We start from the raw sequence: 18,967 nt of genomic DNA, 5'->3' as shown, positions 1-18,967 counted from the left end.
AGCCGGGTCCGGGTCGCTTCGAACTCCTGGCGGGCGTACTCGGTCTTGTGCTGCTCCTCGAGTTCGGCGACGAGCGTGTCGCGGACGTCCACGAGATGGAGCACGTCCAGCGCGGCGTACTCGAGCCAGGACTCCGGCAGCGGCCGGGTCGACCAGTCGGCCGCCGAATGCTCCTTCGCGAGCGTGATGCCGAGGGCGTGCTCGACCTCCGCGGCGAGTCCCACGCGTTCGTGGCCCAGGAGCCTCCCGGCGAGCTCGGTGTCGAACAGACGGGCCGGCAGCAGGCCGAGCTCCCGGAGGGAGGGCAGGTCCTGACTCGCGGCGTGCAGCACCCACTCCTCGTCCGCGAGGGCCTCCTGGAGCGGGGCGAAGTCGGGGATGGCGATCGGGTCGAAGAGGAAGACCCCCGCGTCCCGGCGGAACACCTGCACGAGGTAGGCGCGCTGCGAATAGCGGAAACCGGACGCCCGCTCGACGTCGACGGCGGCCGGGCCGCTGCCGGCGGCGAGACGGCGGCAGGCCTCGGCGAAGTCGACGGGGGTGTCGATGACGACGAACTCAGTCACGAAGGGTTCTCCTGGCGCCGAACACGGCGATGTTCTCCGAGCCCGGCGGCAGTCCCGCGAGCATTCCGACCAGCTCCGCCCAGGCCTCCGCATGCGGGGTCAGCGCCCCGTCCGGCGACCACGACGCGCGCAGCTCGATCTGCGCGCCGTCCCCCTCTGCGGCGAGTCCGCCGAACCCCTTCGACAGCGTCTTGGTCGAGGTCCCCGACGCGGAGTGATACTCGGCGCCCCGGGAGTCGAGGGCGTCGATCAGCCAGGACCACGCGACGTCCGACAATAGGGGATCGGTGCCGATCTCGGGCTCCAGCGGCGCCTGCGCGAACGAGACGATCCGCCATGGTCCGCCCCAGGCGTCCGGCTCGGCGGGGTCGTGCAGCAGGACGAACCGCCCGCTGCCGTAGATGGAGTCGCCGTCGTCGTCGGGCCGCACATCAGCGGCGAGCGCCAGCGAGGACGGGGCGAGCCCGGCCGGGGCCGGGATCTCGCGGACGACGATGTCCGAGCGGAAGCGGATCGCGCGCACCTCCGTCGCCGCACGCGCGAAGGCGTCGTCGGATCCGGGGTGAGCGTCCACGCGGACAGACTAGAGTCAGGAGGCGATGAAGAGTCTCAGGCACGCCGCGACGATCGGGCTCCTGGCGGCTGCGGGAGCCGTCGCCGTCGGCGGCGCGATCGGCGGCGCACTCGTGCTCCGGATCGCGCGGAAGGTGGTCACCCCGTCGATCCGGGCGCTCGACACCGAGATCCTGTCCGTCGACACCGGCGCGCAGACGATCGAGCTGGCCCGGACCCCCGATACGGAGCTCCCTGGCCGGTACGGCCTCTACGTCGGCGGGACACCCGGTTACGTGAAGCTCGGCGCCGTTCTCGCCGCCGACGGCCACAGCGTCCGCAGGAAGCTGCTCACGCAGATCGAGCCGGGGGCGCAGCTCGATCGCGGCGCCGCGTTCAGCGGGATCTACTACACAGGCCCCGGCGAACTGCATCTCCCGTACGAGTCCGTCCTCATCGGGACGCCCGCCGGTCCGTGTCCGGCCTGGTACTTCCCCGGGTCCTCGACGACCTGGGTCATCCAGGTCCACGGGCGCGGGGCCACCCGGGCCGAGTGCCTGCGGGCGGTGCCGGTGCTCCATGCCGCGGGCCTGCCCGTCCTCGTGACCTCCTACCGGAACGACGGCGAGGCGCCGCGCACCCGGGGCGGTGCCTACGCCCTGGGCGCCGCGGAGTGGCGGGACGTGGACGCGGCGATCGGTCACGCCCTGCGGCACGGCGCGGAGCGCATCGTCCTCATGGGGTGGTCGATGGGCGGCGCGATCGCCCTGCAGACCGTGACCTCGTCGGCGCACCGCGACGCGATCGCCGGTCTGATCCTGGAGTCGCCCGTCGTGGACTGGCGGACCGTGCTGCGCTATCAGGCGAAGGGGATGGGGCTGCCGGATCCGCTGCCCCGGCTGGCGATGGACGCGCTGTCGCGCGAGTGGAGCGCCCGGCTGAGCGGAGCGGAGCAGGCGATCCCCTTCGACGACCTCGACATGGTCGCCCGGGCCGGCGAGCTCTCGGTGCCGATGCTCGTGCTGCACAGCGACGACGACGGGTTCGTGCCCGCGGACGCCTCGCACGCCCTGGCCGCCGCGCGCCCGGATCTCGTCACGATGCCGGCGTTCTCCGGGGCGCGGCACACGAAACTGTGGAACTACGACCAGAACCGCTGGTCGGAAGCGATCACATCGTGGCTGGCCGAGCAGGGTCTCACCGAGGCGTGACCGCCCCCGTGCCTCAGCGCGCGGCGGGGCTGATCCCGGTGCGCTCCCGGATCTGTCGCTTGGCGCGCATCAGCATGCCGGTCATCCCCGCGATCCGCAGCGGCGAGACGGCGCGCGTCAGCCCGATCGACTGCGGGTAGTCGTCGGGGATCGCCAACGCCTCCTCGGGGCTGAGACCCGTGAGCCCCTGGACGAGGATGCTGGCGAAGCCGCGCGTGGTCGGCGCCTCGGCGGGCGCCGTCGCGTGCATCGCGACGGCGCCGTCCTCGACCGCGACGTAGATGTACACCGGCGACTGGCACTCGGCGACGCGTTCGCACATCTCCGGGTGATCCGCCACCTCCGCGGGGACGTCGGGAAGCTCGCCGGAGAACTCGAGGAGCAGCTGAAGCCGCTCGGACTCGGGCAGTTCGAGGAACTCGTCGCGGATCTCGGCGAGGGCGTTCGGAAGCGTGGCGGTCATCCCCGCCATTCTCCCACGCTCACACGGTGCCGGGCTCGGAGCCCGTCACGATCGGGACGCGCACGGCGCTGCCCCACTCGGTCCACGAGCCGTCGTAGTTGCGGACGTCGTCGAAGCCGAGAAGATGCTTGAGGACGAACCAGGTGTGACTGGAGCGCTCACCGATGCGGCAGTACGCGATGATCGCGTCTCCGTCCGACAGGCCGGCGCCGTCGCGGTAGATCGCCTCGAGCTCGGCGCGAGGGCGGAATCCGCCGTCCTCCGCCACCGCCTTCGCCCACGGCACGCTCTGCGCCGTGGGGATGTGGCCGGCGCGCAGCGCGCCCTCCTCGGGGTACGCGGGTGCCGAGGTGCGCTCACCGCTGTACTCCTCGGGGGAACGCACGTCGATGAGCGGTCCCTTCCCGAGGAACGCCTTGACGTCGTCCTTGTAGGCGCGAAGGACGGTGTCGTCCCGCTCCACCACCGGGTAGTCGGTGCGGTCCCGGTCCGGGGCGTCGGTGGTGAGCTCGCGCCCCTCCGCGATCCAGCGGTCCCGGCCTCCGTCCAGCAGCCGCACGTCCTCGTGACCGAACAGGGAGAAGACCCAGAGGGCGTAGGCGGCCCACCAGTTGTTCTTGTCGCCGTAGATGACCACGGTGTCGTCGCGCGCGATGCCCTTCCGGCTGAGCAGGTCGGCGAAGCCTTGTCCGTCCACGTAGTCGCGGACCACCGGGTCGTTCAGCTCGGTGTGCCAGTCGACCTTGACGGCGCCGGGGATGTGCCCGGTCTCGTAGAGCAGCACGTCCTCGTCGGACTCGACGACGACGAGTCCCTCATCGCCGAGATGCGCGGCCAGCCATTCGGTCGTCACGAGTCGTCCGGGTTCGGCGTACTCGGCGAACTTGGCGGATGAGGTGTCGATCTCGACGGTCACGGCGGGCTCCTCGATGTGGTGCGCGGGCGGGTTCGGTGCGGGGACGGCGTAGTGTGGATCCGTCTCTCCGACCCTAGAGCGCCGCGCGGCGCGACGGGGTCGTTCCGTAAGACTTCGACACAGGATTCGCATGACCGAACAGACGGCCCGACCCGGCATCGTCCACCTCACCGACCGTCAGCCGCAGGTCACCGGGACCGAGATGCTCGCGAGCCTCGTCCCGCCGCCCCAGTTCGACGAGGCCACCTTCGACAGCTACCGGTCGGACCCCGCCTATCCCTCGCAGGAGGACGCGAAGCAGACGCTGATGCGCTTCGCGGGCGGGAGCGCCCCGGTCAAGCGGGCGGGGCTGTTCCGCCGGGCGCCCAAGGAGCCGGAGACGAAGCCCGGGGTCTACCTCGACGGCGGCTTCGGCGTCGGCAAGACCCACCTGCTGGCCTCGATCTACCACGCGATGCCCGCACGCCGGAAGTACTTCGGGTCCTTCATCGAGTACACCGCGCTCGTCGGCGCCCTCGGCTACAAGAACACCGTCGACCTCCTGCGCGGAGCCGACCTGCTGTGCATCGACGAGTTCGAGCTCGACGATCCCGGCGACACCATGGTGATGACTCGGCTCCTCGGGGAACTGGTCGGTTCCGGGACCCGTCTCGCCGCCACCTCCAACACACCGCCGAACGCGCTGGGGGAGGGGCGGTTCGCCGCACAGGACTTCCTGCGCGAGATCCACCAGATGGCCGACAGCTTCGAGACCATCCGGATCGACGGCGTGGACTTCCGTCAGCGGGCGCTGGACGGGCATGCGGTGGTGCTCGACGACGCGGAGTACAGCGCGGAGCTCGCGCGGCACGCGGAGACGGCCTGCGTGTCCGACGACGCCTTCGACGACGTGATCCGGCACCTCGCGCGCGTGCACCCGTCGCGGTACATCCGCCTCGTGGAGGGGGTCGGCGTGCTGGGTCTGCGCGCCGTGCACCAGCTCACGGACCAGTCCGAGGCGCTGCGGTTCGTCGCGTTCGTCGACCGCGCCTACGACGCGCAGATCCCCATCGCGGCCACGGGGGTGTCCCTGGACGAGGTGTTCTCCCCGGAGATGCTCGCCGGGGGCTACCGCAAGAAGTACCTGCGCGCCATCTCCCGTCTCAACGCCCTCACGCACGCCGAGCGCACGCCCGCCGGCCCGCTCGCCGCGTAACACGCTGTTCACACCGGAGCCGCTCCTGTAACCCGCGCGCAACACCGCGCGTCCTCGGCGGAAACGCGACCTCGCCACACTGGGGTCACTCTTTCCGAAATGCGAGGTATGGACATGGATGCACCGGGGAACATCGCCTGGGGCGTGACCGCGACGGCACTCGTGCTGCTGATGACGCCCGGCGTGGCGTTCTTCTACGGCGGTCTGGTGAAGGCCAAGAGCGTCGTCAGCATGATGATGATGAGCTTCGGGTCGATCGGCCTGGTGGCCGTCCTCTGGATCCTCTACGGATCCTCGATGAGCGCCGTGTCGGATCCCGGTGCGTTCGCCGGCAACCCGTTCGCCGACTTCGGGCTCGCGTCGATCGCGGCGTCGCCGGAGGCCAACGTCTCCCTCCTCACGGTCGCGTACGGCGCCACGTTCGCGATCATCACGGTCGCCCTGATCTCGGGCGCCATCGCGGACAGGGCCAAGTTTGGTCCGTGGCTGATCTTCGTCGGCGTGTTCGCGACGCTGGGGTACTTCCCGATCGCCGCATGGGTCTGGGGCGGCGGCTGGATCATGAACCTCGGGACGACCCTGTTCGGGGAGGACAGCGGGATCGCCGTGATCGACTACGCCGGCGGCACGGCGGTGCACATCAACGCCGGCGCTGCGGCGCTGGCGCTCTCCATCGTCCTCGGCAAGCGCATCGGGTTCCAGAAGGGGATCCAGAAGCCGCACAACGTCCCGCTGACGCTCCTGGGGGCGGCGCTGCTGTGGTTCGGGTGGTTCGGGTTCAACGCCGGCGCCGAATGGGTGTCCGAGGACATGGGCAAGGTCGGCCTGATCGCGATCAACACGCTGGGCGCGACGGCCGCGGCGATCCTCGGGTGGATCCTCGTGGAGAAGATCAAGGACGGCAAGCCCACGTCGGTGGGCGCGGTGTCCGGCGCCGTCGCGGGCCTCGTGGCGATCACCCCCGCCTGCGCGAACCTGGACCCGGGATGGGCGCTGCTCCTCGGCGCGCTGGCCGGCGTCGCGTGCGCGCTGGCGGTGGAGCTGAAGTTCCGCCTCGGCTACGACGACTCCCTGGATGTCGTGGGCATCCACCTCATCGGCGGTCTGCTCGGCACGATCTATCTCGGCTTCTTCGCGACCGGGCAGGGGCTGTTCACCGGCGGCGACCTGCGGCTCCTGGCCGTGCAGGTCATCGCCTCCGGCGGAGTGCTGGTCTACTCCTTCGTCGTCGCGCTGGCGATCGGCTTCGCGATCGAGAAGACGATCGGGTTCCGGGTCACCGGCGAGGACGAGATCGCGGGGGTCGACCTGGTCGTCCACGGCGAGGAGGGCTACGCGCTCACCTCGTGAGCAGCCTGCTCCGCCCGCGGTTGAGCGGCCGGCGGGCGGAGCGCGGATAGGGTGTCGTCGTGAGTAGAACGGGCAACGGCAACGGCATCCTCTCCGCGCTGGTGGAAGCGGGGGTGGCGGTGCTCCGGGCCCTGACCTCCCGCTCCGCCGAGGCTCGACGCGACAACGGCGTCGCGTCGAGCCCTGCGGTGCGTCCCGGCGGATCCATCGCTGCGTCGCCGGGGCGCGGCGGCGGCACCGAGACCGTGGAGCTCGATCCGCGCGCGGTGACCGGGCTCGCCCTCGAGTACCGTCCGGACCGCGACGGGGAGCCGGACGCGGGCGAGATCATCTGGACGTGGGTGCCGTTCGCGGAGCGGGACGGACGCGGCAAGGACCGCCCGGTGCTCGTGATCGCGAAGCACGGCACCGATCGCGTCTACGCGGTCAAGCTCACGAGCAAGTCGCACGACCGCGATCGGGACTACCTCTCGATCGGGACGGGCGCCTGGGATTCGCAGGGCCGGGAGTCCTGGGTGGACGTCGACCAGCTCTACAGCGTCCACCGGGACGGGATGCGGCGCGAGGCCGCGGCGCTGGACCGTCGCCGGTTCGATCGGGTCGCCGCGGTGCTGCAGCGGCGGTTCGGCTGGACGACCGCCTGAGGCGCGCTTGTCCCGGCGGATGCGCCTCGCCCCGACAGCGCCGGCGCCGTAGCCTGGGACGGTGACGCAGAGCATCCTCATCACGTCGGTCGAAGGCCATTCCGGGAAGTCCGTGATCGCGTTGGGCGTGATCGATGCGCTCCGACGCGCGACGCCCCGGGTCGGCGTCTTCCGCCCGATCACGCGCTCGGCGGACGGGGCCGACGACGTGCTCGAGATGCTGCTGGCCCGGGACGGCGTCGAGATCGGCGCGGAGGAGGCGATCGGGGTCACCTACGACGAGTTGCGACGGGACCCGGACGCCGCGCTCGGACGCATCGTCGAGCGGTACCGGGCCGTGCAGGCGCAGTGCGACGCCGTGGTGATCCTGGGCAGCGACTACACGGACGTCGCCAGTCCCGCCGAGCTGGGGATGAACGCGCGCATCGCGGCGAACCTCGGCGCGCCCGTGCTCCTGGTGCTGGGCGGTCGCGAGCACCAGGGGCACGGGGAGCAGCTGGGCGTCACCGCCGCCCGCACGCCGGAGCACATGGCGCAGATCGCCGCTCTGGCCCTGGCCGAGCTCGCCGAAGAGCGCGCCGAGCTCGCCGCGATCGTCGCGAACCGGGCCGACGGCGAGCGCCTCGACGACATCGTGGCGGCGATCCGCGGAGTCCTCTCCGGCGGTGCCGGGGAGGAGGGAACCGCGATCCCCGTCTGGGCGCTGCCGGAGGACCGGTCGCTCGTCGCGCCCTCCGTCCGCGGTGTGCTGCGCTCCCTCGGCGGCACGCTGCTGCGCGGGGACGAGGCGCTCCTGGACCGTGACGTGCAGGAGGTCGTGATCGCCGGGATGTCGATGGTGAACGTACTGCCGCGCCTGCTCGACAGCGCGGTCGTCGTGATCCCCGCCGACCGTGCCGACGTGCTTCTGGCGACCCTGCTCGCGCAGGCCTCCGGGACCTTCCCGTCCGTGTCGGCGATCGTGCTCAACGGGCCCTTCGCCGTGCCCGAGCCCGTCGACCGGCTCATGGACGGCCTGGGCCCGAGGCTGCCGATCATCGCGACGGATCTCGGCACCTACGACACGACCGTCCGCGTGATGAACACGCCGGGCCGGCTGTCCGTCGACGCACCGCATCGGGCCGACCGCGCGCTGGCGCTGTTCGAGCGTCACGTCGACGTGCCCGCGCTGATCGACGTGCTCGGTGTCGCCCACTCCAGCGTCGTCACGCCGCTGATGTTCCAGTACGAGCTGTTCGAACGGGCGCGGGCCCAGCGGCGCACGATCGTGCTGCCCGAAGGGGACGACGACCGGGTCCTGCGGGCCGCCGGCGTGGTCCTCGGCCGCGGCATCGCCGATCTCGTGATCCTCGGCGAGGAGAGCGCGGTGCGCAGCCGCGCCCAGGAGCTCGGCGTGGACCTGCACGCGGCCCGGATCGTGTCGCCGACGGATCCGGCGCTCGTCGCCCGGTTCGCCGAGGAGTACGCCCGACTGCGTGCGCACAAGGGCGTCACGGTGGGGCAGGCCGCGGACACCGTCACCGACGTGTCCTATTTCGGCACGATGATGGTCCACCTCGGGATGGCGGACGGAATGGTGTCCGGCGCGGCGCACACGACCGCCCACACGATCCGCCCGGCGTTCGAGATCATCAAGACGCGCCCCGGTGTCTCGGTGGTGTCGTCGGTCTTCTTCATGGCACTGGCCGACCGCGTGCTCGTGTACGGGGACTGCGCGGTGATCCCCGATCCCACCAGCACCCAGCTCGCGGACATCGCGATCTCGTCGGCGGCGACCGCGGGCCAGTTCGGCATCGATCCGCGGATCGCCATGCTCTCCTACTCGACGGGGGAGTCCGGGTCCGGGGCGGACGTGGAGAAGGTGCGCGAGGCGACGGCCCTGGTCCGCGAGCGCGCCCCCGAGCTCGCGGTGGAGGGACCGATCCAGTACGACGCGGCCGCGGACGCCGCCGTGGCACGGGCGAAGATGCCGGGGTCGGCGGTGGCGGGGCGGGCGACGGTGTTCGTGTTCCCCGATCTCAACACCGGCAACAACACCTACAAGGCGGTGCAGCGCTCCGCGGGCGCCGTGGCCGTCGGACCGGTGCTGCAGGGCCTGAACCGGCCGATCAACGATCTCTCCCGCGGGGCGCTCGTCGAGGACATCGTGAACACGATCGCGATCACGGCGATCCAGGCGCAGTCCGTCGCGGAGGCGGGGGCGCCGTCATGACCGTCGTGCTGATCGTGAACAGCGGCTCGTCGTCCTTCAAGTACCAGCTGCTGGATGTCGAGAGCGAGCATGCGCTGGCATCGGGTCTCGTGGAGCGGATCGGCCAGCCCCTCGGGGTGTCGTCGCACACGGTCTCCGCCGACGAGGCGCTCGGCGCCGGCGAGGAGACCTTCACCCGGGAGCTCCCGATCCCCGACCACACGGCCGGGTTCCAGGTGATGCTGGACGCGTTCGCCGCGCATGGCCCCTCCCTGGAGGAGCACCCGCCTCGGGCCGTGGGCCACCGGGTGGTCCACGGCGGGGCGCGCTACTTCGCCCCCACGATCATCACCCCGGAGGTCGAGCGCGGCATCGACGAGCTGTCCGTCCTCGCGCCGCTGCACAATCCGGGCGCGCTGCAGGGGATCCGCGCGGCGGAGGAGGCCTTCCCGGACCTCGCGCACGTCGCGGTCTTCGACACCGCTTTCCACCAGACCCTGCCGCCGGCGGCGTACACCTATGCCATCGACAAGGAGCTCGCGCGGGAGCACCGCGTGCGCCGGTACGGCTTCCACGGGACCTCGCACAAGTACGTCTCCGAGACCGCCGCCCTCTTTCTCGGACGGGCGGTGCAGGACCTCCGCCAGATCGTCTTCCACCTGGGGAACGGCGCGTCCGTGTCGGCGATCGACGGAGGCCGATCGGTGGAGACCTCGATGGGGATGACCCCCCTGGAAGGCCTGGTGATGGGAACCCGGTCGGGCGACATCGACCCCGCATCCCTGCTCCAGCTCGCCCGCCGTGCGGGACTGTCGATCGACGAGCTCGACGACCTGCTGAACAAGCGCAGCGGGCTCCTGGGGCTCGCGGGGGTCTCGGACATGCGTGATCTGCAGGGGCGCGCGCGCGGGGGCGACCTGGACGCCGCGCTCGCGCTCGACGTGTACATCCACCGGCTCCGCGCCTACGCCGGCGCGTACCTCGCTCAGCTCGGCGGCGCCGACGTGATCGTGTTCACGGCAGGCGTCGGCGAGAACAATCCGCTCGTGCGGCGCGAGTCGATGGCGACGCTCGGCTTCGCCGGGGTGGTGATCGACGACGCCCGCAACGAGTCCACGGATCGCGGGATCCGGGTCATCTCCGCGGACGACTCCCTGGTGACGGTGCTCGTCGTCCCCACGAACGAGGAGCTGGAGATCGGCCGCCAGACGCTGCAGGCCACGGCCTGACCCCGTCGGGAAGCCGGTCGCGCAGCGATCGACGCGGAGAGGGTCGTCCTGTCCCCGCGGAACGCGGATGTCAACCCCCGGGCCGGCGGACGATGTGCCGCGCATCCTCGGAACCAGGCCCGGAGCCGCCGGGCGGTGGACGAAGGAGGACGAGGATGAGCGATTCGCGACGGCCCGAGGACCCGCGGCTGCCCGAGGACGAGCGGGCGGACGTGCCCGACGACCTCGTGGCTCGGCAGGTCGGCGAAGACCCGGTCGGAGACGAACCCGACGAGGACGAGGACTCCGACACGATCGACGTCGAGGACCTGCCGTGAGCCCCGCGCGGGGGAAGCACTTCGAGCCGCGACGTGCGATCGTTACGGGATCCGACTCGGGCATCGGCCGCGCCACCGCGGTCGCGCTGGCGGCAGCGGGAATGGACGTCGGCGTCACCTGGCGCTCGGATCGGGAGGGCGCGGAGCGCACGGCGGCGGAGGTGCGCGGTCACGGCGCCCGCGCCGTGGTCGCGCAGCTCGACGTGAGCGACCTCTCCCGATGCGGAGAGGTGGTGGACGGGATGATCGGGGAGCTCGGCGGGATCGACGTCTTCGTGAACAACGCCGGCGCGGGGACCCGGACGCCGGTTCTGGAGCTCAGCCTCGACGAGTGGAACCGCGTCGTCGACACGGATCTCACGGGCGCGTTCGTGTGCCTGCAGCGCGCCGCCCGCGCGATGGTCTCCGCCGGGCGCGGAGGCCGTCTCATCGCGGTGACGAGCGTGCACGCCCATCAGCCGATGGTCGGATCGAGCGCGTACGACGCGGCCAAGCACGGTCTGGACGGCCTGATGAAGAACCTCGCGCTGGAACTGGGGGAGCACGGCATCACGTCCGTCAGCGTCGCGCCCGGGGAGATCGCTACCCCGATGACGGACCAGGCGGACGGGGATCCCTGGACCGAGGAGCGTCCGGGGATACCGCTCGGGCGACCGGGCGACGCACGGGAGGTCGCCGCCCTCATCGCCTTCCTGGCGTCCTCGCAGGGCGGGTACGTGAGCGGCACCTCCGTCGTCGTGGACGGCGGGATGCTGCAGATGGGACCGCAGGCGGGCGCCAGCATCGCCGACGACCGATGGCGACGGATCTGAGCGCGGTCACGGTTCCTCCTCGTCGGCGTCCCGAGCCGCCGTGAGCTGCAGGATGCGCTCGAGGTGCATCGCCGACAGCACGCCCGGGCCGGACACCTCGGCCGCAGCGATGCTCTCCGTGGCCACGATGCGGCGCAGGCGCAGGACGGCGTCTTCGGCGGCGCGGCGTGCGTCCGTGTCCGCGGAAGGGCTACCGGGGTCCGCCTCGCGCACGACCTCCGCGACGGCGCGGCAGGCGCCGGACAACGGCGGGACGAGGGACGGATTGAGCGGCAGGGCGGCTCCACGGCCCAGAACGGTGTCCCCGAGGCAGCCGGCGATGTCCCGGATCTGGTGCGCGACCTCGTCGAGCAGGGCGAGACGCTCGTGGACGGCGCGGCTGTCGTGGTGACGGAGCCAGGCGCGGGGGTTGGCTCGTCGGCTGTCGTCGGCCTCGGCGAGCGCGTCGTGCAACGAGCGTCCGGTCTCGGCGAGGGCACGGGAGTCCCGCGCCCATCCGGCCTGCTCCGGCGGCCAGGATCCCGCCACCGCGTCGGCGATGTCGTCGAGGTGCTGGGCGAGATCCCGTTGGAAGTGCTGCACGCGTCCCTCGGCTTGCGCGACGAGCGGCGCAGGCGGGATGACGAGGTTGATCACGAGGCCCACCGCGATGCCGAGCGCGGTCTGCGTGACATAGCCGAGGGAGTAGCCGTCGGGGTCTCCCCGGCCGAGAAGCAGTACGAACAGGGCGGCGATCGGCAGGTACTCGCTCCCCGAGCCGAACCACCCGGTGCCCGAGAGGAGGACGCCGAGACCGACGGCGAGCCCGATCGTCCAGACGCTGGGGCCGATGGTGAGGACGATCACGACGGAGAGCACGATGCCGACCGCGAGTCCGAGGAGCGTCTGCACACCGGATCGCAGCGACCCCATCAACGTGGGGTACATGCTGATGAGCGCCCCCAGAGGGGCGTAGTACGGATAGTCGTCGGCTGACCCCGGGACCAGGGGAGCGATGGACCACGCGATGGCGACGGCCACCGCCGCCTTCGCCGCGAGGAGCAGACGTGCGGGACGGATCGCCCGGTGGAGTCCTCCGCTCGCGGCCGTGACGGCGTGGTGCACGGCTCGGAATGGGCGCATCGTGTCGTCCTCCTGCGCGGATGGGGAAGGCCCGCGCGTCCGGGACGATACGGCCGTGCGGGCACCGGAGGACGGGGGTTGACAGCCACCGGCCGATCTCCTCGCTGTCAAGGGGGCGGACCCCGCCCGCTGTGACGCCTAGCGTCGAGCGCATGGAGGCCGAACGTGAGAACCCGGACGCTGCGGACTCGACGCGGGCGGAGACGGCGCGATCGCGACCGCTCACCGAGGACGAGGCGCTCCGGAAGGACATGAGCTACAGCCCGGGGAGTGAGACGGAGACCGCCCAGAAGCAGCGGGATCCGCTTCCCGGCACCGTCGATCCGGACATCCCGGAGGAGGACGTCCGCGCCGTCCCGGGTACGGGCGGGCCGGACGACACCGGTGACGTCGACGTCGATCCCGACGAACTCGACCTGCCCGGCGCGCCGGTCGACGGGCGTGAGCCGGACTGAGGACGACGAAGCCCGCTCGGCATGTGCCGAGCGGGCTTCCTGCGTGGTGGGCCTTCCCAGGCGATTCTCAAACAAGCGCCCGGCGCTGAAATCGTTGATTTCCCATGTGCTCAGGGGTTCCGCGCGACGCGTACCGAGGGGGCGAACCCCTAAGAGACACGATTCGCGAGGCGCGGTCGCGAAAAATCCGGCGAAGTCTCAAACACGATTGACCACCGAGCGGCGTGTGGAACTGCTCGCGGACTATGAGGCTGGGATGCCCGTCCGAACCATCGCCGTGAAGTACGGCGTGCATCGCGGAACGATTCCGACCTTCGTCCTACGATCTGGTGGAAGGTTGCGGTCAACAGGACTGAGCAACGAGCGCCGTGCGAGCGCGGCCATCCTCTACCGCGACGGGCACACGTTGCAGGAGGTCGCCGATCGTCTCGGCATCGACCCGAAGACCGTGCGCAACGCCGTAGTTGCTGAGGGCATAAGCCTCCGTCCCCGAGGAAGGAGGCCAATGGCCAAATAGCCATGGGCCAACAGATTCAGGTCGCGATCGCGACACGCCGAAAGCCACAGTGATCGATTCCTGCGTATTTCTAAAGCGATAGTGCTAAGGTTGTGATGTCAGCCAGCGTCAGGAGCATCGATGAACGACTTGCCCGAACCGTCTCGGTGGTTCAACCGTCACTTCGGAGAGCACAGCCAAAGCGTGATGCTTGCGCTCGCCAAGGCCGGTCGCGCAGCTCACGAGCGTTCCCTCGACGCCAAGACCGGAAGCCAACTGGCCTCGAACGAGGCTTACGGCTCGTTCTGGGTGATCTTGCCCGAGGAAGTAACGGCCCACCTGGCATTCCTGCCAGGGCGTGAAGTAATCCATCCGACGGGCAGTCGCTACGACTTGGTGGTGTTCGATGGCACCTTAGTCTTTCCAGCCAAGTGCGGACGCGGTTCGTCAGGTGCTGATCGAATCAGGCTGGGCCGCTCGGATTTCCGTCGCCGAGTGTTCTCCCTCGAAGACGAAGCTAGCCGCCGCATGCAGGAACAGCTGGAGTTCGAGCTGGAGTTGGAGGGCGACCTCGATGCCGCCGTCAAGGATGGTTCCTTCGGCTCCGCCACGAGAGTTTGCCTTGTCGCCTACGACGTATCCGCCCGCGGCGGTGTCCAGCACGTTTACGTCGGCGAGGCGACTCTTGAATCATCCGGACTCGTCACCTGGCACTACCGCGAGGAGTTGCCGCTGCACCTGCTCGATGGAGAAGGAGTTGCCCTGGTCGGCCTAGGCGAGCCTTCCTCTGCACGATTCGATGACGCCCCTCTTCCAGAGAGCGACCTAACGCTTCTGAAGCCGGGTGAACTGCCGAGTACCAACGTCGAGGCCGAGGGCGTCCCTGACACGGGAACTGGAGGTGCATCAGATGATCTCCCGTGATTCGAGCAGACCGGTCGGGCCCCCCACTGATCTCGACATCGCAAAGACCTTCGACGGTGACCGTCTGCGGCAAGCTCGACAACTCGCGTTGCGCACAAAGCAGAGTCTCGCAGAACCACTTGGCGTCTCGGCCGCCGCTATTGGGCAATATGAATCCGGCGCCACACCACCCCGCGCGGAACTCATCCCGCTTCTAGCTCGAGAACTTGATGTTCCTCGCGAGTTCTTCGCCGCGGGGCGGCCGCTCGCTCGACTGGAAACAGCCGATGCCTTCTTCCGTAGCCTTCGCGCCACAACGGCGAAACAGCGCGCAAAGGCAGTGTCCTACACAGAGCAACTGTGGGAACTGGTGCATGCAGTCGAGAAGCACGTGCGCCTGCCACCCGTGAACCTGCCTGGCTTCGTTGGTGGCGAGATAGAACCTGGCGCATTCCCCAACGACCCAATAGCGGCAGCTCGGGCACTACGCAAGGCATGGAGGCTAGGCGCGGAACCGATCCCGCATCTCGTGCGCACCATCGAAAATCGGGGCATCGTCGCAGTATTAGTCCCCTTCGCAGAGAACGAAGTTGCCCGGATCGACGCGTTCTCCACACTTTCGCTGTCGCGACCGATCATCGTCCTGTCACCCGACCGTGCGAACGACATCTACCGGCACCGCTTCACCGCTGCACACGAACTCGGACACCTCGTCATGCACGGCGAACTCGCCGGCGGTGACCCCGCATTGGAACGAGAAGCAGACCGATTCGCCGCCGAGTTCCTGACACCAAGTTTGGTGATCCATGACCTACTCCCTCGACGGATCGACTTTCGAAAGCTGAACCAGTTGAGCGAACAATGGGGGGTATCCATCAAATCCCTCATCTACAGGAGCAGAGAGGTCGGCCTGCTATCCGACGCCACCGCTCGACGCGCATACATTCAGCTGAACCAGCTCTCAGAGCAAGGTGTGATCGCAACCCAGCCCGTTTACCAGTTTCCCGGTGAGGTTCCTTCGCTCCTTCGCCGCGCCGTCGAGATGGCCGAGGCAAACGGTGTGACCATCGCTTCCTTGGCTCAGGAGCTTGCTTGGAAACCAGCACAAGTCCGCCGAATGCTCGGTGACGCTGATGAACGGCCTGCTTTGCGGCTGGTTTGATGAGTCGCTCCATCTAGACAGGGAAATCACGAGCGTCTGGTCAAGTCCACACCGCTCTCAGAACAAAAGAGGAAATCATGAGTTATAGAAACAAGACATATGTCGCGTTTGCCAGCGAGGACATCTCCAAGTACCGCCTGATGGAAGCCTGGAGGGAGAATGCCAACATCGACTTCGACTTCTACGATGCTCACGATCTCTTCATTTCCCGCGACACGAGCAAGCCCGAGACGATCAAGCGGAACCTGCGTGAACGAATGAAGAACGCCAAGCAGGTAGTCCTTCTTGGCAGCAGCGATGGCAAGAGGAAGGGTGGAGATGGCGTCTCGTTCCTCGCTCACGAGGTCAAGGTAATGATCGAGTTCAACCTGCCCATTGTCGTTGCGAACCTCGACGGTGACCGGAACATCGACAGAAACTTCATACCCGCACCGCTCCTAAACGCTGACTACTACACACTGTCGGTTTCCTTCCAGCCGAAGATAATTAAGTTCGCCCTGGACAACTACGCCCCCCGGTACTCGACGAGCGACAACTCTGGTCCGCACTACTACAAGTCCGAAATCTACGAGCAGCTCGGCCTCTAAATGAGCGACCTCATACACGATCTACGTACTTGGCGGTTCTGGCGTTGGTTCCTCATTCAAACGTTCTCCGCAGTCGGAGTTCTTGCGGTTCTGCTCGAACTGACCAACTTCATTTTCGGGAGTCTTCCGATCGAGGGGTGGCCGCTCGCCATCATCATTGCTGTCGTTTCGGTCGGGTACGGACTTGTCCGTGCTTGGCCGCGCCCCATCCGGCAGGACTACAACTCGCCCAACACAAGGATCGAGATTGTGAAGGGCGATCTGTTCGTGCAGGATTGCAATATCGTTGTGGGCACGTGCGATACGTTCGATACCTCCGTTCCTAACGTCATCTCGAAGAACAGCGTTCAAGGTCAGGCACTCGAACGCCTCTACGGTGGCGATACGGATCAACTGGACCGCGAACTCGCTGCTGCACTGCAGGGCAAAGCAGTAACGTCAACGATTCATAAGCCTGGCAAGACCGAGAAATACGGTGTTGGGGCCGTGGCGACGCTTCGAAACGGTTCTCATCGCCTCTATTTCTTGGCCTACAGCGAGATGAACGAGGCCAACGAAGCACAGAGTACGCCGGATGGTATCTGGCGAAGCCTCGCATCATTGTGGGAGGAGGTCTCGCAGACTGCGAACGGAACGGCGGTAGCCGTACCCGTCATCGGTGGAGGACAGTCCCGGCTATCACAGGTCATGCCGGCACAAGACTCGATCCGCTTCATCGTGATGTCCTTTATGTTCGCGTCACGCACGAAGAAGGTCTGCGATCAGCTGCGAATAGTGGTGCATCCGAGGGAGTTCGATCGCCTGGACAGGCTCGAGCTCCAAGCGTTCCTGTCATCGATGAGGCCGTCGTGAGTGAGTCAGCTATTCGGCTTCCTGACGCGCAGCCGTGCGCGTTTTGCGCCTACCTCAAGGGAAGTCGACCGTTCACCTTCGTGACCAGGAACACGTTGACAGCGGTTATGGTTACGCAGGAACAGCGTGGGAAACCGCACCTTCTCGTCATCCCTACCGTGCACAGAGAGACCATTCTCGATTTGACAGATGATGAGTGTGCGGCGCTGATGGTCGAAGTAAGGAACTCAGCCAGGGCTATCGACGCCGCTTACCAGCGTCCAGGCATCTCCGTCTGGCAGAACAACGGTGAGACGGCAAGCCAGTCGATCAGGCACGTTCACTTCCACGTCGCCGGAACCCTAGACTCTGGCGGTACCGAATGGGGTCCTGTGGAAGAGATGCCGCTCGCCAAGACAGAACTCATTGCCAAGCAAGTTCGCGCCCACTGGCCGTCATCGTAGACGCCACGTTGACCGAACGAAATCACTAGGGATTCGTTATTCCCCTAACGTCTCGCGCCGGGACATTTCGTGTCGCCGTTCAAAGCTATGGTGCGGGCGAAGGACTAACGATGTTGACATCCACAGGAGTTGGAGCATCGTCCAGGGGAACCGCCCAAGATACGGTGTGAGCGATCGCGAGCAGCGTTAGCCCGACTAGCGCGATTAAGAAGCCGTCACGGAAAACAGTGACCATCGCGCGGCGAGTCCTGGATGTCGTATGCACTGCCAGAACGTACTGTCGAAGCTCCTCTCGGCGGGGATCACGAAGGTGAATGAAGTCTTCTACCGTGACCACTCCAAGGACTTTGTTCGACACCGCGACACCGGCAAAAACCAGAACTGCCATGATGACAATGAGAACGCCGACCAACCAGATGACGAGCAAGCTGGTGGAGGTCGAGGCAACGGCCCAGAGCCGCTCGAAGGCGGCAGTGCTCAGTCCGATGGCCGCAATGATCGCTGTGAGTGCGAACTCTGCACGGCGCCGAACCGCCTCGATGCCCGCTGATTCGCTTTTCAGACGCTCGTCATAGGACGAGCGTGCCATGGCAAGGTTCCGTTTGGGGCACTCGTCTATCCACTTCGTTTCAGGTGCCTCTTCCTTCGGCATCCACACTCTCCGGCCAGCGAAGAGACCCAGCGCCGTACTCGCAACCATGCGAACTTCGGCGAATGCACGTCTTGTCTTGTCGCGAAATGTCTGCTTTCTCATGTGGCCCCCACGAGTAGATCTGCGAGGGTGTCAGTGACCGCCATACCCACTCGCTCCGGAAGGAAAAGCCACTGCCCCGATGGGTTCACATCGAGAAGGTATACCTCCCCATCAGGCGTTTGGACCCAATCTTGGCTCGAGTATCCGAGTCCGAGATGACTCGCAATTGTCAGCGCGCCTGTGGGCGCTATCGAGCTCGCGTCAGGGGCTTCTACAAATGCAGAATGATGGCGTGAACGCCGCCGCCAATCAGCGGGAGCAGTTAGGTCAACATCTAGCGCTGCTACCCAGCTACGATCGCCGACGGTGACAACGCGAAGATGCTTAACAGCCGGTATCCGTTCCTGGACAATGAATGGCGCTGCGTTCAGTGCGCTAAGCCGAATGTCTGTAGGCATCATGGACTCGGCGTAGACCGTCATTGTCTCACCGTCCTGGATGAACTGGCCCGTACCGAGAGGCTTAACAATGACCTCGTTCGAGAAGGTAGTCGCGACTGCCTCGCTACTCGTCGTGACTAGTGTTCTTGGGTATGGAATGCCAAGTCTGACTGCAGCCTTCCATTGCCAGAGCTTCGATTCAGCTCTGCGCAGCGCCACTGGGCTTGTTATCCAACTGACTTTGCAGTCGTCCAGAAGCCATGAGTACGCCGAATGCCAAGTTCCAAGCTCCAAAGCTCTCAGCGAGCCTGTTTTGATGGCAAGCCCCCAGTCTGCCCGGTGAAGACGTCGTAGCCACCCAAATCGC

The 18,967-nt window shown here is 67.6% G+C and carries 21 protein-coding genes; 15 read left to right on the top strand and 6 right to left on the bottom strand.

Annotated features, from left to right (window positions below; all coding sequences use genetic code 11):
- Window positions 1-566, bottom strand: a 566-nt coding sequence (locus tag MR1_RS02565) for a ribonuclease D (RefSeq protein WP_255218073.1), incomplete at its 3' end; no start/stop codon positions are given.
- Window positions 559-1,140, bottom strand: a complete 582-nt coding sequence (locus MR1_RS02560) for a DUF3000 domain-containing protein (protein WP_067243115.1) — start codon at window positions 1,138-1,140, stop codon at window positions 559-561. The genes MR1_RS02565 and MR1_RS02560, both read right to left, overlap by 8 nt.
- 25 nt (window positions 1,141-1,165) lie before the next feature.
- Between MR1_RS02560 and MR1_RS02555 the strand changes: the two genes are divergently transcribed.
- Window positions 1,166-2,329: an alpha/beta hydrolase family protein gene (locus MR1_RS02555; RefSeq protein ID WP_067243113.1), complete on the top strand. Its 1,164-nt coding sequence runs from the start codon at window positions 1,166-1,168 to the stop codon at window positions 2,327-2,329.
- 13 nt (window positions 2,330-2,342) lie between these two features.
- Here the strand turns inward: MR1_RS02555 and MR1_RS02550 are convergent, their stop codons facing one another.
- Window positions 2,343-2,792, bottom strand: a complete 450-nt coding sequence (locus MR1_RS02550) for a SufE family protein (RefSeq protein ID WP_067243111.1) — start codon at window positions 2,790-2,792, stop codon at window positions 2,343-2,345.
- Between the two features lie 19 nt (window positions 2,793-2,811).
- The gene (locus tag MR1_RS02545; RefSeq protein ID WP_067243109.1) at window positions 2,812-3,708 is read right to left on the bottom strand and encodes a sulfurtransferase; all 897 of its coding nucleotides are present in this window, start codon (window positions 3,706-3,708) and stop codon (window positions 2,812-2,814) included.
- 130 nt (window positions 3,709-3,838) lie between these two features.
- Between MR1_RS02545 and zapE the strand changes: the two genes are divergently transcribed.
- From zapE to MR1_RS02515, 7 genes are all read left to right on the top strand, one after another.
- Complete coding sequence (gene zapE / locus MR1_RS02540) at window positions 3,839-4,903, top strand: cell division protein ZapE (protein WP_067243107.1); 1,065 nt, start codon at window positions 3,839-3,841, stop codon at window positions 4,901-4,903.
- A gap of 114 nt (window positions 4,904-5,017) precedes the next feature.
- On the top strand, window positions 5,018-6,253 hold the full coding sequence (locus tag MR1_RS02535; RefSeq protein ID WP_067243127.1) for an ammonium transporter: 1,236 nt from the start codon (window positions 5,018-5,020) through the stop codon (window positions 6,251-6,253).
- A gap of 59 nt (window positions 6,254-6,312) precedes the next feature.
- On the top strand, window positions 6,313-6,897 hold the full coding sequence (locus MR1_RS02530) for a type II toxin-antitoxin system PemK/MazF family toxin (RefSeq protein ID WP_067243105.1): 585 nt from the start codon (window positions 6,313-6,315) through the stop codon (window positions 6,895-6,897).
- 61 nt (window positions 6,898-6,958) lie between these two features.
- On the top strand, window positions 6,959-9,109 hold the full coding sequence (pta, locus tag MR1_RS02525; protein ID WP_067243104.1) for a phosphate acetyltransferase: 2,151 nt from the start codon (window positions 6,959-6,961) through the stop codon (window positions 9,107-9,109).
- Window positions 9,106-10,317, top strand: coding sequence for an acetate/propionate family kinase (locus tag MR1_RS02520; protein WP_067243102.1), 1,212 nt, complete (start codon window positions 9,106-9,108; stop codon window positions 10,315-10,317). Before pta ends, MR1_RS02520 begins: the two co-directional genes overlap by 4 nt.
- Before the next feature lie 155 nt (window positions 10,318-10,472).
- Complete coding sequence (locus MR1_RS20485; protein WP_255218072.1) at window positions 10,473-10,634, top strand: hypothetical protein; 162 nt, start codon at window positions 10,473-10,475, stop codon at window positions 10,632-10,634.
- The gene (locus tag MR1_RS02515) at window positions 10,631-11,446 is read left to right on the top strand and encodes an SDR family oxidoreductase (protein ID WP_067243100.1); all 816 of its coding nucleotides are present in this window, start codon (window positions 10,631-10,633) and stop codon (window positions 11,444-11,446) included. The genes MR1_RS20485 and MR1_RS02515 overlap by 4 nt, the downstream gene beginning before the upstream one ends.
- 6 nt (window positions 11,447-11,452) lie before the next feature.
- Here MR1_RS02515 and MR1_RS02510 read toward each other — a convergent pair whose 3' ends face one another.
- Complete coding sequence (locus MR1_RS02510) at window positions 11,453-12,568, bottom strand: FUSC family protein (protein WP_067243099.1); 1,116 nt, start codon at window positions 12,566-12,568, stop codon at window positions 11,453-11,455.
- A gap of 152 nt (window positions 12,569-12,720) precedes the next feature.
- On the opposite strand from MR1_RS02510, the gene MR1_RS02505 reads away from it, so the two are divergent.
- From MR1_RS02505 to MR1_RS19235, 7 genes are all read left to right on the top strand, one after another.
- The gene (locus MR1_RS02505; protein WP_231820830.1) at window positions 12,721-13,023 is read left to right on the top strand and encodes a hypothetical protein; all 303 of its coding nucleotides are present in this window, start codon (window positions 12,721-12,723) and stop codon (window positions 13,021-13,023) included.
- A 256-nt stretch (window positions 13,024-13,279) separates the two neighbouring features.
- Window positions 13,280-13,540, top strand: a complete 261-nt coding sequence (locus tag MR1_RS20685; RefSeq protein WP_409366235.1) for a helix-turn-helix domain-containing protein — start codon at window positions 13,280-13,282, stop codon at window positions 13,538-13,540.
- A gap of 120 nt (window positions 13,541-13,660) precedes the next feature.
- Complete coding sequence (locus tag MR1_RS19635) at window positions 13,661-14,443, top strand: hypothetical protein (RefSeq protein ID WP_157517869.1); 783 nt, start codon at window positions 13,661-13,663, stop codon at window positions 14,441-14,443.
- Window positions 14,430-15,584 (top strand): XRE family transcriptional regulator, encoded by a 1,155-nt coding sequence (locus tag MR1_RS19240; RefSeq protein WP_217996167.1) that lies wholly within the window; start codon window positions 14,430-14,432, stop codon window positions 15,582-15,584. Before MR1_RS19635 ends, MR1_RS19240 begins: the two co-directional genes overlap by 14 nt.
- Window positions 15,585-15,661: 77 nt before the next feature.
- Entirely contained in the window at window positions 15,662-16,171 is a 510-nt protein-coding gene (locus MR1_RS02495) for a TIR domain-containing protein (protein ID WP_067243095.1), read from the top strand.
- A complete protein-coding gene (locus tag MR1_RS02490; protein ID WP_067243094.1) occupies window positions 16,172-17,023 on the top strand; it encodes a macro domain-containing protein in 852 nt (283 codons plus the stop codon).
- Window positions 17,020-17,466 carry an HIT family protein gene (locus MR1_RS19235; RefSeq protein ID WP_084344309.1) on the top strand — a complete coding sequence of 149 codons (447 nt, stop codon included), beginning with the start codon at window positions 17,020-17,022 and terminating at the stop codon, window positions 17,464-17,466. Before MR1_RS02490 ends, MR1_RS19235 begins: the two co-directional genes overlap by 4 nt.
- Window positions 17,467-17,551: 85 nt before the next feature.
- Here the strand turns inward: MR1_RS19235 and MR1_RS02485 are convergent, their stop codons facing one another.
- On the bottom strand, window positions 17,552-18,220 hold the full coding sequence (locus tag MR1_RS02485) for a hypothetical protein (protein ID WP_157517868.1): 669 nt from the start codon (window positions 18,218-18,220) through the stop codon (window positions 17,552-17,554).
- Window positions 18,221-18,967 lie beyond the last annotated feature (747 nt).

Source organism: Microbacterium resistens NBRC 103078 (genome assembly GCF_001552355.1).
GTDB classification, from domain to species: Bacteria; Actinomycetota; Actinomycetes; order Actinomycetales; family Microbacteriaceae; genus Microbacterium; species Microbacterium resistens.
This window is presented reverse-complemented; position numbering and strand designations above follow the sequence as displayed.